Below are 15,488 nucleotides of genomic sequence, written 5' to 3'. Positions count from 1 at the left end.
CCGATGCGTCTCATATCCGCCCGGCTCGGGCTGCTGCGTGACCCGGACTTCGGCCGCCTCTTCGCCGCCACCGCCCTCGGCCAACTCGGCGATCGCATCGTGTTCCTGGCCCTGCCGCTGGTCGCGATCGTGGCCCTGGACGCCGACGAGTTCCGGGTCGGTCTGCTGACCGCGGCGACCACGGCCGGCTCACTGCTCGTCGGGCTGCCGGCGGGGGCGTGGCTGGACCGGGTGCGGAAGCGGCCGGTGATGGTCGGTGCCGACCTCGCGCGGGCGCTGGTCCTGCTGACGGTCCCGGCGGCCTGGTGGGCGGGTCTGCTCACCTTCTGGTGGCTGTGCGCGGTCGCACTGGTCCACGGCGTGCTGACCGTCTTCTTCGACGTCGCCTACGTCAGCTACCTCCCGCACCTGGTGGGCCGCGACCGCCTGGTCGAGGGGACCGCGAAGCTCTCGGCGATCCGCTCGGTCACCGCCATCGGCGGGCCCGCGGTGGCCGGTCCCCTGGCCGGCGCGGTCGGCGCCCCCGCCACGCTGGTGGCGAGTGCGGCCGGGATGGCCCTGTCGGGGCTCGTCGCGAGCGGTGTCCGGCGGCGGGAGCAGCGGCCGGGGGCGGGCGAACGCCCCCGGCTGGGGCGGGACATCGCGGACGGCCTGCGGTTCGTCCTCGGGCATCCCACCCTGCGCGCCCTCGTCCTCGGCGACGCGCTGTTCAACCTCTTCCTGGTCATGTACCAGGCCATGCTGCTGGTCCGGCTGGAGCGGACGATCGGGCTCTCGCCCTTCGGAATCGGCCTCGTGCTGTCGGGGATGGGGTGCGGTGCGCTGCTGGGTGCGCTACTGGCGACCGGGGTCTCTGCCCGGCTCGGGCAGGGCCCGGTCATCCGGCTCGCGCCGCTGGTCACCTGTCCGCCGACCGGGCTGCTGGCGTTGGCGCGCCCCGGCTGGAGCGTATGGGTGGCCGCGGTCGGGCTCGCGGCGCTGTCCCTGGGCGGGGTCGTCCGCGTGGTGGCGCAGTCGAGCCTCCAGCAGGCCCTGACGCCGGACAGGTTGCTGGGCCGGATGAACGCGACCGCCCGCTTCGTGTCCTGGGGCGGCATTCCGCTGGGCGGCCTCCTGGGCGGCGTCTCGGGCTCCCTGTTCGGAGCGGCGCCCACGCTGTGGATCGCGGCGGCCGGAATGACACTCAGCGCCCTGCCGAACCTGCTCAACCGTCCGACGGGGCCTTGAGGTACCCGATGAGGGCGGCGAAGACCGGGGCCGGGAAGGAAAGTGCGGCGCGGGCGGGGGCTTTGGAGTCACGGACGGGAACGGATCGTGCGGCCCGGTGCGGCCCCGGAGAAAAGGGATTGCCGCGGGGGGCCGCGGTCACGTTGGCTGGGCGGTGTGACCGAACTGCGTACCGATCGCCTCGTCCTGCGCGGATGGCGTGGCTCCGACCTCGGACCGTGGGCGGCGATGAACGCCGACCCCGAGGTGCGGGAGCACTTGGGCGACCTGCTCACCCGCGAACAGAGCGATGCCTCCGTGGCGAGGTTCCAGGCCGAGTTCGACCGGCGGGGCTACGGGTGGTGGGCGGTCGAGGTGCGGGCCACCGGCGAGTTCATCGGCTTCGCGGGCCTGGACGAGGTGGACGACGGCATGCCGTTCACCGGAGTGGAGATCGGCTGGCGGCTCGCCCGCGCGGCCTGGGGGCAGGGCTACGCCACCGAGGCCGCGCGGGCCGTCCTGGCCCACGGCTTCGACACCCTCGCGCTTCCCGAGATCCTCGCCGTCACCACGGCCACCAACCTCCGTTCGCAGGCGGTGATGCGCCGGATCGGCATGACCCGGGACCCGGCCGACGACTTCGACGACCCCACCGAGCCCGAAGGGCCACTGCGCCCGAACGTGCTGTACCGCATCGCCCGGCCCTAGCCCGGTGTCACCAGCCGTGCCTCGTAGGCGAAGACCGCCGCCTGGGTGCGGTCGCGCAGGCCCAGCTTGACCAGGATGCGGCTGACGTGGGTCTTGATGGTCGACTCGGCCACCACCAGGCGCTCGGCCATCTCCGCGTTCGAGAGGCCCTGGGCGATGAGGACCAGGACCTCCGTCTCGCGGTCGGTGAGGTCGCCGTAGGCCGCATGGGCCGTGGGCATCAGACGCGGGGTACCGGAGAGCTTGGAGAACTCCGTGATCAGGCGCTTGGTGACCGAGGGGGCGAGCAGGGCCTCGCCCGCGGCCACCACCCGCACTCCGTCCGCCAGTTGCCGGGCCGAGGCGTCCTTCAGGAGGAAGCCGGAGGCTCCGGCGCGCAGGGCCTGGTACACGTACTCGTCCAGGTCGAAGGTGGTCAGGACCAGGACCTTGGCCGTGCTGTCGACGGCCACGATCTCCCTCGTCGCCTCGATGCCGTTCAGCTCGGGCATCCGGATGTCCATCAGGACCACGTCGGGGGCGAGTTCACGGACGCGGTCCACCGCCTCACGGCCGTTGACCGCCTCGCCGACGACCTCGATGTCCGGCATCGCGTTCAGCAGGACCGAGAAGCCCTCGCGCACCATCATCTGGTCGTCCGCGATCAGTACGCGGATGGTCATGCGTCACCTTCGGCAAGGGTGACGGCCGGCAGGAAGACCGTCACCTCGTAGCCTCCCTCGGCCGTCGGGGCCGCTGTCATCTCGCCGTTCAGCATCGACACGCGCTCCCGCATGCCCGTGATGCCGTGGCCGGCGCCGGGAGAGGGCTTGAGGAGGGCCGGCCGGGGCGGGGGCCCGTTGACCACGCGCAGGCCGAGGCCGCCGATGACGTATCCGATCTCCACCCGGGCGGGGGCACCCGGCGCGTGGCGCAGGGTGTTGCTGAGAGCCTCCTGGACGATCCGGTACGCCGACAGCTCCACGCCCTGCGGGAGTTCACGGACCGCGCCGGTCACCCCCTTGTCGACGGTCAGGCCCGCCTCCCGCACGTTGGCGAGCAGCGCGTCCAGGTCGGAGAGGGTGGGCTGCGGGGCGTCGGGGGCCTCGTAGTCCTCGGCGCGGACCACGCCCAGGACGCGGCGCAGCTCGGTGAGCGCCGCCACCGCGTTCTCCCGGATCGTGACGAACGCCTTCTCCAGCTCCGGCGGCGGGTTCTCGACGCGGTACGGGGCCGCTTCCGCCTGAATGGCCACGACGGACATGTGGTGGGCCACCACGTCGTGCAGTTCGCGAGCGATCGTGGTGCGCTCTTCGAGGAGCGTGCGCCGGGACCGCTCGTGCGCCGTCTCCGACTGCTGGGCGGTCACGGTCTGTTCGGCCTCCCGGCGGATCTGCCGCACGGAGACGGTCAGCAGGGCTATCGCGGAGACGACCAGCATCGGACCGACGTCGTTGGTGTAGTGGCCGCCGCCGAGGACCGAGACGAACGTGAAGCCGTAGACCGCGGTGATCGCCCACATCCAGGCCGCCGTGCGCGGACGGGTGCGGACCGCGACGACCGTGAGCACCACCAGGTGGGAGATGAAGCTGCCCGGCGTCCACGGCCAGTCGTCCCAGGGTCTGTCCAGCAGGGTGCCGGCCCAGGTCGCGACGAGCGACAGCCAGAACGCGGCGACCGGACGCGCCAGCGTGAGCAGTACCGGTGCCACCACGATCAGGCCGGTCAGCAGGCCCGCGGCCGACCCCAGCGGGCGGTCCGTCACGGCCGCCGGCAGCGCCACCGCGGCGGCCGCGGCCACCGCGATGTGCGGGGTCCAGACCGCGTACTCCCGCATGCGGCCGGACAGGCGGCGGATGCGCGGACCGTCGCTGCTCAGCGGGGGCAACGGCCGGTAGGCGAAGGCGTCGTGGAACAGGTCCTGCCGCAGCCTGCGCAGGGCGTCCAGCGCGGCCCGGATCTCCGGGCTGCGTGGCTTGTACGGCTCGAACGCGCCGTCCGGTGGCTCCGCTGGCATCGCGTGCGTCTGGGTCGTCTCGGTCACGTACACGACGGTATGCGGCGGGCAGGGTCGCCGTCGTCACCAGTGAGACGGGTCCTGCGGCCTCCCTCTCAGGTACTACGAGGCTCACCGCGGGGCTCCGGGCCGTCAGTATCCCGACGGCCGTACCAGCCCCGACTCGTAGGCGAACACCGCTGCCTGGGTGCGGTCCCTGAGGCCCAGCTTCACCAGGATGCGGCCCACATGGGTCTTCACGGTCTGCTCGGCGACGACCAGCCGCTCGGCGATCTCCGCGTTCGACAGCCCCTGCGCGATCAGCGCGAGGACCTCCGTCTCGCGCTCGGTCAGATCGCCGACGCGTGTCTTCAGCGGGGCACGCACCCCGCCCCCGTCCAGCTGGGAGAACTGGGCGATCAGCCGACGGGTGACGCCGGGCGCGAGCAGCGCGTCGCCGGCCGCCACCACCCGGACCGCCTCGGCGAGCTGGTCCGCGGACGCGTCCTTGAGCAGGAACCCGGACGCCCCGGCCCGCAACGCCTCGTACACGTACTCGTCCAGGTCGAAGGTGGTCAGCACCAGTACCTTGATGCCGGGGCGTTCGCCGACGATCCGGCGGGTGGCCTCGATGCCGTCGAGCTCGGGCATGCGGATGTCCATGAGGACGACGTCCGGCGTGAGTTCGGCGACCTTCGCCACGGCTTCCAGCCCGTCCACGGCCTGGCCGACCACCTCGATGCCGGGCTGGGCGTTCAGCAGCACGGTGAAGCCCTGCCGGACCATCTGCTGGTCGTCGGCGATGACCACGCGGATGGGGCTGCTGCCATTGCTGCTCGTCATGCGCGGCCGTCCTTCGAATCGAGGGCAGGGATGGTGCCGGTGCGATCGGTGGCACCGGGCGACGTGCGGGGGGTGCGTCGGGGCGCCAGGGCCGCGTCGGTACCGGCGGCCGGAAGCCGTGCGAAGACCTGGTAGCCGCCGTCCGGCCGGGGTTCCGCCGTCAGCGCGCCGCCCAGCATCGCCGCCCGCTCCCGCATGCCGAGCAGTCCGTGCCCGGCACCCGGCGACGGCGGAGCGGGCCGGGTCGGCCGGGTGTTGCCGACCCCCACCAGCAGCCCGTACGACATGTACTCGATCTCGACATGGGCGGTGGCCCCCGGCGCGTGCCGCAGAACGTTGCTCAGGGCCTCCTGCACGATCCGGTACGCCGACAGCTCCACGCCCGGCGGCAGCGGGCGGCTGTCACCGACGATCCGCGCGGTGACCGTCAGGCCGGCCGCCCTGGTGTTCTCGACCAGCGCGTCCAGCCGGTCCAGGGTCGGCTGCGGGCTGTGCGGGCCGACGCCGGCGTCGTCGGGCGCGTCCTCGTCGGGGCTCTCCGCGCGCAGGACGCCCAGGACTCTGCGCAGTTCGGTCAGCGCCTCCAGGGCGTTGTGCCGGATGCCGTCGAGGTTCTCGCGCAGTTCGTCCGACGGGTTGTCCACAAGGTGTGGAGCGACCTGGGCCTGGATGGAGATGACCGACATGTGGTGGGCCACCACGTCGTGCAGTTCACGCGCGATCCGGCTGCGCTCCTCCAGCAGGGTGCGCCGGGCCCGCTCCTCGGCGGTCAGCGTGGCCTGGTGGCTGAGCTCCGCGCGTGCCTCGCGGCGGCCGCGCAGCGCCGCGCCGAACGGGATGACCAGCGCGGACAGGGCGATGGTCACCACCGCGGTGGACACGTGCGGTCGCGCGCCCAGCTGTCCCTCCAGGAAGAAGGTGACGAGCGCGGTCAGCACCAGCGCCTCGACGGCCACCCGGAACCGGACCCGTAGCGCGAGGAGCAGCAGGACCAGCAACTGCGCGATGATCCCGGACACCGTCCACGGCCAGGCGAACCGCATTCCCGGCGGCGTGTCCAGCCGGTCGAGCAGCGCGACGGCGCCCACCAGCATGCCGCCCGTCGACAGCCACCACGCCGGGATCGGCCGCGACATGGCGAGGACGACCGCGCCGCCCTGCGAGAGCGCGATCAGGAAGGCGCCGCCGAAGCCCATACGCCCGTGGTCCTGCAGCTCGGCGAGGCCGCCGAACGTGATGCCGACCGCCGCCAGCCACAGCACCCCGTGCGGCAGCCAGCGCAGCCACACCGAGGGGGGCAGGGGGTCCGCCCGGACGGTCCACAGGTCGTCTCGCAGGATCCGCAGCCCGAGCAGGACACGGCCCGCGAACTCCCGCCGGTTCCCCGTTTCCGTCACGCCGGCCAGCCTAGACACGACGGACTCCTATCGGTGTCGCCCGATCGGACGAGCGGTGGTCCGTGACGATGTACGGGCGGGTGGTGCCCGGCCGGGAGACGGCGACACGCGAGCGGGTGCGGGAGCGGTGTGGCGTGCCGGGACGCTCGTACGTGTGGAACGCCGCCCAGCAGACGGCGAGCACCAGGGCGAAGACCGGGAGCCACATCAGGCGGGCCGCGGCCCAGGTGAGGTGGTCGGGGGGTGTGTGCAGGCCGGGGAGGCGGCCGAACAGGAGGCCGGTGGCGGTGGTCGCCATCAGGGCCGTCTGGTGCCAGAGGAAGATCGTCATCGCGGAGAGGTTCACCAGGGCCACCGCCGCCCAGGCGAGCGGGCGGCGCATCGTACGACGCAGCCGCTCGCGCAGGAGCAGGGCCAGGCCGCACTGGGCCAGGCCGAAGGTGACGGCGGCCAGCGTGGGCGGGTCGAGGTTGGAGACGGACGCGCCGGGGACGCCGACCATCGAGGCCGGATAGCCCGCGCACGCGACGAGCCCGGCCGTCGCCGCCGTACCGCCGACGAGCAGCACCCAGCCTGCGTGTGGCTGGTCCAGTTCGCCGCGTGTCCAGGCGGCGCCCAGGGTGTACGGCACCAGCCAGCCCGCCGCCAGGTTCACCCAGCCGAGGGCGGGCGGGGCGCCGAAGCCGAAACGGAGAAGGTCCACGTGAAGGACGACGGCCAGCGGCCACAGGGGGTTGAGCCGGGCGACGAGCGGGGTCGCCGCCGTGAGTGCCGCGAAGACCACGAGGAACCAGAGCGGGGACAGGGCGAGTTTGGCGAGGGTGTGGACGGTGGTGACGTCGGTGCCGGAGAGCAGGAGGGCGGTGGTCGCGATCGTCCAGAGGGTCAGGACCGCGGCGACCGGTTTGAAGAGACGGGACAGCCGGGACGTCAGCCAACGGTGGTAGGGGGTGCCGTCGGACTGGGCGGTGATGTGGCTGCGGGTTGCCACATGACCGCCGACCAGGAAGAACACCGCCAGGGTCTGGAAGATCCAGGAGATCGGGGCCAGCCAGGGCAGCTGCTGGAGGGGGCTGCTGGTGTGCAGCCTGCCGCCGTCCGCCACCAGCGCCGTGACCAGCCAGTGGCCGAGCACCACACCGAGGATGGCGAACGCGCGGAGGGCGTCCACGGCGCGGTCCCGGTCGGGCGGGGTGGCGGTGTCGATGCGGTGGGCGAGAAGGCGTACGCGGTGGGCGAGAAGGCGTATGCGGTTCGGGAGGCGGGATGGCGGTGACTCAGGCACGGGTGACCTCCGTGGTCTCGCCGAGGACGATCCGGGCGAGGTTGGCCAGAGAGACCGAGCCCGGGGTGAAGTAGTCGCTGTGGCCGCCGGCGCCCGCCGCGAAGACGCGGGCGCCGAAGGCCGGGGACACGGGGTCGGTGCCGAAGCCGACGGTCGTGCCGAAGAGGTCGGCGGTGACGTGCGGGACCTCGGCTATCCAGTCGCCGGCGCCTCGGGCCGCCCAGACGCGGGCGGACGTGTGCAGGGCTCTGACCGAGTCGGCGCCGGTGCCGGGACTGCCGACCAGCGCGATGTCGGTGACACCGAGGCCGGTGAGGGCGGGGGCGGTACGGGCGCAGACCACCGTGCCGTAGGAGTGGCAGAGGAGGGCGACCGCCGCCGGCCCGGGGGCGGTGAGGGTGTGCAGTTCGCCGATGAAGTCGCGCAGATGCGGGGCGGCCTGGTCGGCCCGGCCCGGAGTGAGGACGGTGGTGCTGATCGTGGCGGGGGTCCGGTAGCCGAGCCAGGCGACGACGGCGGTCCGGGTCCGTGGGTGCCCGTGGGCGAGGCGCCGGTAGAGGGACTCGGCCGCGGTGTGGAAGCGGGCGTAGGTGTCGAGGGTGGTGTCGGAGCCGGGGACGAGGACGGCGACGCGGCCGGCGTGCGCCAGGTCGCCGAAGACCTCGGTGGCCTGGCCGGTGCCGCGGGCGTCGAAGTGGAGGAGACGGCGGGAGGGGGAGGCGAGGGCACGGTCGGCGGCGGCGCGGGAGAGGTCGCCGTGGGCGGCGGCCATGCGGGCGGCTTCGGCGGCGTTCTCGCGGTTGGCCTGGTAGGCGGTGGTGACGGCGCCCGGGGTGAGGGGTGCGGAGAGTGCGGCCGGTGCCGGAGCCGGGATCCGGGGCTGGGTGGCCGCCGAGAGGGGCAGGACCACGGCCGCGGTGAGTAGGGCGGCGAGCGTGGTGCGGCGCAGCCTGTGCCGCCAGTGCCCGCGCCCCCGGACAGACCTCTCCCGCTCCCCCGTCATGGTCGGCCCCTCCCCGTCCAGTTCGCCCGGCCGTCGGGCTTGTCTGATCGGGAAATTACGGAGCGGGCGACGTCGTTCGCGTCCCGCCAGAGAACTCACCTGGCGGGTAGCTCTCAGGTACTACGGGTATGTGGGGGGAGGCTCAGGGGCAGGTCGTCACGAGGCCGGCCGAGCCCGGCAGGTCGGTCCGAACACGAGGTCGGCCGGGCTCAATACGCCAGTTGGGCGATCTCCTCCGCCACCACCGCGCACGCGTCCGCCGCCGGGTCGATGAGCGGGAAGTGGCCGACGTCCTCCAGGAGCGTCAGGCCCACCACCTCGCCCGCCTTCGCCGACGCCTCCGCGTAGGACTCGGCGACCGCCTGCGGGACGACGTTGTCCGTGCGGCCCTGGACCAGGGTGGTCGCGATGCCGGTGGGGAGCAGCAACGCCGGGTCGGCATAACGCTGCCGGTCGGTGAACTGGTCGCTTCCGCCGAGGAGTTGGAGCGCAGCATGGCCGCAGACCTCCAGCTTCTCCGCCACCGCGAAGTCCGCGATCGGGGCCAGCGCCACCACGCCCCGCAGCGGTGCCGGGCCGGACGTGCGCCATGCGGCGTCCGCCGGGAGCACGTGCCGGGCCGCGGCCCACAGCGCCAGGTGGCCGCCGGCCGAGTGGCCGGTGAGGACGGTGCGGCGCAGGTCCGCCTGGGGCAGGGCTTCGCGGGCCAGCGCGGGCAGGGCGTCCAGCGCCGCCGCGATGTCGTCGAAGGTGTCCGGCCAGCGGCCGGCCACCGGGGCCAAGGCGCCCTGCTCGGGAAGCACCGCGCCGCGCCGGTACTCGACGTTGGCCACCGCGAAGCCGCGCCGGGCCAGGAAGTCGGCGAACGGGGTGATGTGGCCGCGGTCGTACGGTGCCCGCCACGCGCCTCCGTGCAGGACCACGACCAGCGGGACCATGGCCTCGTCACCGCGCGGCACGTAGAAGTCGATGACCTGGTCGGGGTGGTCGCCGTAGGCCGCCGTGGCGTCGGGCGCGACGTGCGGGTGCGAGAAGGCCGACTCCTCCTCGGCGGCGGCCCGTTCTGCTGCGGCGTCGTCCGGCATGCTCCAACCTCTCAGCGACGATGGGGGTGCCCCCAGGCTTTCGGCACTGGGGGAGACATTGGCGGACCAGGTGGGGAATTCGACCGTTGGCCGGGACGGTATCAGGCCGGTGACGTGCGGGGACACGTGGATGTCACGCACGGTGAGGATTACACGGTTCTGTACCGTCCCGGCCTTTCCACCGGGATCACTATGTCGCCATGTCGCTCGCCATATCGGCTCTCGTCGCGCTCGTCGCGCTCGTCGGCCCGCTGCTACACGACGGCCGTTCCCGTCACCTCCGCGAGCACCCGCGCCGCCCGTTCCGCGTCCGCGAAACCGACGTACAGCGGGGTGAAGCCGAAGCGGAGGACGTCGGGATGCCGGAAGTCCCCGACCACCCCGCGCTCGATCAGCCGTTTCATCACATCCCCGGCGTCCGGGCAGCGCAGCGCGATCTGGCTGCCGCGCTCCTCGTGCGCCAGCGGGGTCACGCACTCGACGCGGCCCGCCGGCAGGTACGCCTCGACGCACTCCAGGAAGAAGTCCGTCAGGGCCAGGGACTTGGCGCGTACGGCGGCCACCGGCACCTCGTCCCAGACCTCCAGCGCCGCCTCCAGGGCCAGCATGGAGAGGATGTCCGGGGTGCCGACACGGCCGCGCACCGCGCCCGCGGCCGGCTCGTACTCCGATCGCATCCCGAACGGCTCGGCGTGCGAGTTCCAGCCGGGCAGCGGCGAGTCGAAGCGGTCCTGGAGGTCGCGGCGGACGTACAGGTACGCGGGTGAACCCGGGCCGCCGTTCAGGTACTTGTAGGTGCAGCCGACCGCCAGGTCGACCCCGTGCTCGTCGAGGCCGACCGGCAGCGCGCCCGCGGTGTGGCACAGGTCCCAGACGGCCACGGCCCCGGCCGCGTGGATCGCGGCGGTCAGGGACGGCAGGTCGTACAGCCGGCCCGTGCGGTAGTCGACGTGGTTGAGCAGGACGGCGGCCGTACGGTCGCTCAGCGCGGTGCGCACGTCCGACGGCGCCACCGGCCGCAGCGTACGGCCGGTGAGCCGGGCCGCCGACTCGGCGATGTAGCCGTCGGTGGGGAAGGTGGTCGCGTCGACCAGGATCTCCGTACGCCCCTCCCCCGCGAGCCGTACCGCGCCGACAAGGGCCTTGAAGACGTTGACGCTTGTGGAGTCGCCGACCACGATCTGGCCGGCCGCCGCGCCGACCAGCGGGGCGATCCGGTCGCCGATCCGCTCCGGCGCCGTCCACCAGCCGCTCTCGTCCCAGGACCGGATGCGCAGCTCGCCCCACTGCCGCCGGACGACGTCCTCGACCCGGCCGGGGACGTGCGCGGGCAGGGCACCCAGCGAATTGCCGTCCAGGTACGTGACCTCGTCGAGGACGAAGCGGGAGCGCACCCCGGCGAGCTCGTCCGCCGCGTCCAGTTTCTCCGCCCGCAGGGCCAGTTCAGACATGGGACCTCGCCGTCCACAGCTCCGGGAACACATTCTTGCGGGCACGCTTCTCCAGCCAGGCGACCCCGGCCGAGCCGCCGGTGCCGGCCTTGGCGCCCATGGCACGGCGGGTGGCGACCAGGTGGTCGTTGCGCCAGCGCCAGACCAGTTCGGCGACGTCGGTCAACGCCTCGCCGAGCCGGGCGAGTTCGGCGTCCCCGTCGCCCGAGTAGACGGCCGTCCAGGCGGCCTCGACGGCGTCCGAGGCGTCATACCGCCGGGACACGTCACGCTGGAGCACCGCGTCCGGGACCGGGTGTCCGCGGCGTGCGAGGAGCCGTACCACCTCGTCGTAGAGGCTCGGCTCGTACAGGGCCTTCTCCAGTTCCGCGTGGACGCGGGGGGCGCCGCGGTGCGGGACGAGCATGGACGCGGACTTCTCGCCGAGCAGGAACTCCATCCGCCGGTACATCGCCGACTGGAAGCCGGAGCCCTCGCCGAGGGCCGAGCGGTAGGAGTTGAACTGGGCGGGGGTGAGCTGGCCGAGCGGTCTCCAGGAGGCGTTCAGCGCCTCCAGTTCCCGGGTGGAACGCTTCAGCGCGTTGATCGCGGTGGGGATGTCGTCGCCGCGCAGGGCGCTCGCCGCCGTCTCCCACTCGTGGACGATGACGGTGAACCACAACTCCATGACCTGGGTGGTGACCAGGAAGACCATCTCTCCGGGATCGTCGGAGAGGGTGTGCTGGAGATGGGTGAGCACGTCCGCCCGGACGTAGTCCTCGTACGGCGTGGTGCCGGCGAAGTCGAGATGCGGGGTCTCGGGCTCCGAAGCCTCGTCGGGCTGAGCCTGAAGGGACATCGCTGTCTCCTGTTGTGTACTCCGGGTAGCGGTCCGCCCCTGCCGTTCTCGACACGGGGGCCCCGGTCCCCACCCGCATCTTCCGCAACGTACCCCGCACACGGCAAGGCCCGCCCGTTGCCAGACCGGCCACACCCGTCACCCCCGGCACCGGATCACCCGGTCGGCCGAGCGCCCCGGGCCGCGGGAACCGGCCGGGCTACGACCGCGCGCGGACCGTCCGCCCCCGGTACAGCCGGCCGGGTACGCCGGTGAACTCCAGGTCCAGGCCGACCCCGTCGCGTTCGGCGTGAATGCGCCTTCGATGCGCAGCGCGGTGAGTTCACCGTCCGGGCCCGCCTGGGCCCAGGCCCGCACCCGGCCCGTGCTGCCCCGGACACGATCAGCCCGTCCGGGCTGTCCGTGACGGTGCCGAACCCGCCGGTCCGGGCGGCCGTGGCGTGCACGATCCGCTCCAGCGTCGCCATCCGACCGCCTCCGTCACCCGCGGGGCGAGCCGCGGCCACTGCTCCGGGTCCGCGGTGAGGGACCGGGCCGGGACATGGGCCTCCGGCGGCTGCCCGCCGGACATCGGATCACGCACGTGTGCTCCCCCCTTGCCGTCCCGTACGGGACGAGGTTGCCGACGGTGGCAGACTGGCGCCATGACGACGCACACGAACCTGCTCGGCGGCCCGGAGCCGACCTACCTGCCCGAGAACGAAGAGGCGTACCGCCTGCTGGGCGACGAGAAGCTGGCTCCGGTCGAGGTGGCGGCGAAGTTCCCGACCTTCTCGCTGGCCTGGGCGCTGCTCGCCGACGACGCGTTCGAGCGCGGCTCGGTCGTCGAGTCGTACGCCTACGCGCGTACCGGCTACCACCGCGGGCTGGACGCCCTGCGCCGCGCCGGGTGGAAGGGACACGGCCCCGTCCCCTGGGACCACCGGGCCAACCGCGGCTTCCTGCGCTGCCTGGCCGCGCTCGGCCGGGCCGCGGGCGAGATCGGCGAGAAGGACGAGTACGAGCGGTGCTGGCAGTTCCTGAAGGACAGCAGCGCGGAGGCGTACGCCGAGCTGAAGGGATAGCGCGCCGACAGGCGAAGGGCCCCGGCCACCGGCCCTCCGGTTACGGACCTCCGGGGCCGGACCTCCGGGGCCGGCCCTCCGGCTACCGGCTCTTCGCCTCCAGCGGTGGTGAGGTCACGTTTCCGTGGGTGCGGCACTCCGGGCGGACACAGCCCGGGGCCGGCCTGCGGACCAGCGCGAACGCCAGGGCCGACCCCACCACCAGCACCCCCGCGCAGATCGGCATGGCCCGGTCGAACGCCGCGTCGAAGGCCGCGGGCGACCGGTAGGCCTCCGGGCCCATCCCCGCGAGCAGCGGCAGCGCCGCCACCGCGATCAGGCTCGCCGCGCGGGCCGCCGCGTTGTTGATGCCGCTGGCGATACCCGCCCTGGCGGTGTCCACGGAGGCGAGGACCGAGGCGGTGAGCGGGGCCACCAGGGTGACCATGCCGGCGCCCATGACCAGGACCGCCGGGAAGACGTCCGTCAGGTAGTTCGCGTGCTCGCCCACGCGCAGCATCAGCATCAGCGCCGTGGCGCAGAGCAGGGGTCCGACGGTGAGCGGCAGCCGGGGCCCGATCTTGTCGGCCAGGGCGCCCGAGCGGGCCGAGAAGAGCAGCATCAGCGCGGTGGAGGGCAGCAGGGCCGTGCCGGCGCCCAGCGCCGAGTAGCCCGCCACCACCTGGAGTTGGAGCGCGGTGAGGAAGAAGTAGCCGCCGAACGCGCCGTACACGCACAGGGTGACCACGTTCAGCGCGGTGAACTGGCGGGAGCCGAAGATGTCCAGCGGGAGCATCGGGTCCCGGCGGCGCTTCTCGACGTACACGAAGGCCACGCCGGTCGCGAGGCCCGCGAGGGCGAGCAGGGACGTGGTCCCGGCCTCGATCAGCGCGTAGGTCACGAATCCGAGGGTCAGGGCGGCCAGCACCGCGCCGAGGATGTCGAAGCGGCCGTGGGCCCGCCCGTCGGCGGACTCCGGGACATGGCGCAGGGCGACCGGGACGCAGAGCAGGGCCAGCGGGACGTTCAGCAGGAACACCCAGCGCCAGCCGGGGCCGTCCACCAGCCAGCCGCCCAGGAACGGGCCGATGGCCGCCCCGATGCCACCGAAGCCGGACCACAGGCCGACGGCCTTCGCCCGGTCGTCCGGATGGAAGGAGGCCTGGATGAGGGCGAGGGAGCCCGGTGTGAGGAGGGCGCCGCCGATGCCCTGGAGGGCACGGGCCGCGATCAGGACGATGTCGTTGGGGGCCAGGCCGCACAGCAGCGAGGCGGCGGCGAACCAGACGACCCCGAGCACGAAGATCTTCCGGCGGCCGTACTGGTCGCCGAGCGCGCCGCCGAGCAGGATCAGCCCGGCCAGCGTCAGCATGTACGCGTTGACCGTCCACTGCAGGGCCGCGAGGCCCGTGCCCAGGTCACGGCCGATGCGGGGCAGGGCGACGTTGACGACGGTCGAGTCCAGCAGCGCCATGCTGGAACCGAGGACGGTGGTGAACAGGATCCACTTGCCCTGCGAGGAGGCCAGCCGGACGTCGGGCATGGTTCCAGGTATACAGCGGACCCGGTGCCGTAGCACCGGGTCCGTGGAAATGCCCGACTACTTGATCTTGTTGCCCGCGGAGCGCAGGTGCTGGGTGGCCTCGACGACACGCGCGGCCATGCCCGCCTCGGCCAGCTTGCCCCAGGTGCGCGGGTCGTAGGTCTTCTTGGAGCCGACCTCGCCGTCGACCTTCAGGACACCGTCGTAGTTCTTGAACATGTGGTCGGCGACCGGACGGGTGAAGGCGTACTGGGTGTCCGTGTCCAGGTTCATCTTCACGACGCCGTTCTCCAGCGCGGTGGCGATCTCCTGCTCGGTGGAGCCGGAGCCGCCGTGGAAGACGAAGTCGAACGGGGACGCCTTGCCGAACTTCGCGGCCACGCCGTCGGCCAGCTCCTTGAGCAGCTCGGGACGGAGCACGACGTTGCCCGGCTTGTACACGCCGTGCACGTTGCCGAAGGAGGCGGCGAGCAGGTAGCGGCCCTTCTCGCCCAGGCCCAGCGCCTCGGCGGTGCGGATCGCGTCCTCGACGGTGGTGTAGAGGGAGTCGTTGATCTCGTGCGAGACGCCGTCCTCCTCGCCACCGGTCGGGGTGATCTCGACCTCGAGGATGATGTTGGCCGCGCGGGCCTGCTCCAGGAGCTCCTGCGCGATGGCCAGGTTGTCCGCGAGGGTCTCGGCCGAACCGTCCCACATGTGCGACTGGAACAGCGGGGTCAGACCGGCCTCGACGCGCTTCTTGGAGATCGCGATCAGCGGACGTACGTACCCGTCGAGCTTGTCCTTCGGGCAGTGGTCGGTGTGCAGCGCGATGTTGACCGGGTACTTCTCGGCGATGACGTGCGCGAACTCGGCGAGCGCGACCGCGCCGGTCACCATGTCCTTGCTGTACTGGCCGCCGAGGAACTCGGCACCACCGGTAGAGATCTGGACGATGCCGTCGCTCTCCGCCTCCGCGAAGCCGCGCAGCGCAGCGTTCAGGGTCTGGCTCGAGGTGACGTTGATGGCCGGGTAGGCGAACTTGCCTGCCTTCGCCCGGTCGAGCATCTCGTTGTAGACCTCGGGGGTTGCGATGGGCATCTGTCGCTCCTTGAGTGTGCGGGTCGGCGTA

At 72.8% G+C, this 15,488-nt stretch carries 15 protein-coding genes; 3 read left to right on the top strand and 12 right to left on the bottom strand.

The window, feature by feature from the left end; all coding sequences use genetic code 11:
* Window positions 1–3: 3 nt before the first annotated feature.
* Window positions 4–1,227 carry an MFS transporter gene (locus ABZ642_RS36900; RefSeq protein WP_360492698.1) on the top strand — a complete coding sequence of 408 codons (1,224 nt, stop codon included), beginning with the start codon at window positions 4–6 and terminating at the stop codon, window positions 1,225–1,227.
* Here the strand turns inward: ABZ642_RS36900 and ABZ642_RS36895 are convergent.
* Window positions 1,205–1,369, bottom strand: coding sequence for a DUF397 domain-containing protein (locus ABZ642_RS36895; RefSeq protein ID WP_360492695.1), 165 nt, complete (start codon window positions 1,367–1,369; stop codon window positions 1,205–1,207). The genes ABZ642_RS36900 and ABZ642_RS36895 overlap by 23 nt on opposite strands.
* Before the next feature lie 14 nt (window positions 1,370–1,383).
* Here ABZ642_RS36895 and ABZ642_RS36890 point away from each other — a divergent pair, with 14 nt between their 5' ends.
* Window positions 1,384–1,914 (top strand): GNAT family N-acetyltransferase, encoded by a 531-nt coding sequence (locus ABZ642_RS36890; protein ID WP_360492693.1) that lies wholly within the window; start codon window positions 1,384–1,386, stop codon window positions 1,912–1,914.
* Here the strand turns inward: ABZ642_RS36890 and ABZ642_RS36885 are convergent.
* From ABZ642_RS36885 to ABZ642_RS36845, 9 genes are all read right to left on the bottom strand, one after another.
* The gene (locus ABZ642_RS36885; RefSeq protein ID WP_360492690.1) at window positions 1,911–2,576 is read right to left on the bottom strand and encodes a response regulator transcription factor; all 666 of its coding nucleotides are present in this window, start codon (window positions 2,574–2,576) and stop codon (window positions 1,911–1,913) included. The two genes, ABZ642_RS36890 and ABZ642_RS36885, sit on opposite strands and share 4 nt — an antisense overlap.
* Window positions 2,573–3,910 carry a histidine kinase gene (locus ABZ642_RS36880; RefSeq protein ID WP_360492757.1) on the bottom strand — a complete coding sequence of 446 codons (1,338 nt, stop codon included), beginning with the start codon at window positions 3,908–3,910 and terminating at the stop codon, window positions 2,573–2,575. Before ABZ642_RS36880 ends, ABZ642_RS36885 begins: the two co-directional genes overlap by 4 nt.
* 132 nt (window positions 3,911–4,042) lie before the next feature.
* Complete coding sequence (locus ABZ642_RS36875; protein ID WP_360492687.1) at window positions 4,043–4,732, bottom strand: response regulator transcription factor; 690 nt, start codon at window positions 4,730–4,732, stop codon at window positions 4,043–4,045.
* A complete protein-coding gene (locus ABZ642_RS36870) occupies window positions 4,729–6,129 on the bottom strand; it encodes a sensor histidine kinase (RefSeq protein WP_360492684.1) in 1,401 nt (466 codons plus the stop codon). The genes ABZ642_RS36875 and ABZ642_RS36870 overlap by 4 nt, the downstream gene beginning before the upstream one ends.
* Window positions 6,130–6,139: 10 nt before the next feature.
* Entirely contained in the window at window positions 6,140–7,378 is a 1,239-nt protein-coding gene (locus tag ABZ642_RS36865; protein WP_360492755.1) for an acyltransferase, read from the bottom strand.
* 28 nt (window positions 7,379–7,406) lie between these two features.
* The gene (locus tag ABZ642_RS36860) at window positions 7,407–8,417 is read right to left on the bottom strand and encodes an alpha/beta hydrolase (protein WP_360492681.1); all 1,011 of its coding nucleotides are present in this window, start codon (window positions 8,415–8,417) and stop codon (window positions 7,407–7,409) included.
* Window positions 8,418–8,626: 209 nt separating this feature from the next.
* Complete coding sequence (locus tag ABZ642_RS36855) at window positions 8,627–9,502, bottom strand: alpha/beta hydrolase (RefSeq protein WP_360492679.1); 876 nt, start codon at window positions 9,500–9,502, stop codon at window positions 8,627–8,629.
* 254 nt (window positions 9,503–9,756) lie between these two features.
* A complete protein-coding gene (gene kynU / locus ABZ642_RS36850) occupies window positions 9,757–10,953 on the bottom strand; it encodes a kynureninase (RefSeq protein ID WP_360492676.1) in 1,197 nt (398 codons plus the stop codon).
* Window positions 10,946–11,791: a tryptophan 2,3-dioxygenase family protein gene (locus tag ABZ642_RS36845; RefSeq protein ID WP_360492673.1), complete on the bottom strand. Its 846-nt coding sequence runs from the start codon at window positions 11,789–11,791 to the stop codon at window positions 10,946–10,948. Before ABZ642_RS36845 ends, kynU begins: the two co-directional genes overlap by 8 nt.
* 644 nt (window positions 11,792–12,435) lie before the next feature.
* On the opposite strand from ABZ642_RS36845, the gene ABZ642_RS36840 reads away from it, so the two are divergent.
* A complete protein-coding gene (locus tag ABZ642_RS36840) occupies window positions 12,436–12,855 on the top strand; it encodes a DUF3151 domain-containing protein (protein ID WP_360492670.1) in 420 nt (139 codons plus the stop codon).
* 82 nt (window positions 12,856–12,937) lie between these two features.
* Here ABZ642_RS36840 and ABZ642_RS36835 read toward each other — a convergent pair whose 3' ends face one another.
* Both ABZ642_RS36835 and fbaA read right to left on the bottom strand, forming a co-directional pair.
* On the bottom strand, window positions 12,938–14,377 hold the full coding sequence (locus ABZ642_RS36835) for an MFS transporter (protein WP_360492667.1): 1,440 nt from the start codon (window positions 14,375–14,377) through the stop codon (window positions 12,938–12,940).
* 57 nt (window positions 14,378–14,434) lie between these two features.
* Window positions 14,435–15,457 (bottom strand): class II fructose-bisphosphate aldolase, encoded by a 1,023-nt coding sequence (gene fbaA, locus ABZ642_RS36830; protein WP_360492664.1) that lies wholly within the window; start codon window positions 15,455–15,457, stop codon window positions 14,435–14,437.
* Window positions 15,458–15,488: the final 31 nt, after the last annotated feature.

Source organism: Streptomyces sp. NPDC007157, from assembly GCF_040634235.1.
Lineage (GTDB): Bacteria > Actinomycetota > Actinomycetes > Streptomycetales > Streptomycetaceae > Streptomyces.
This window is presented reverse-complemented; position numbering and strand designations above follow the sequence as displayed.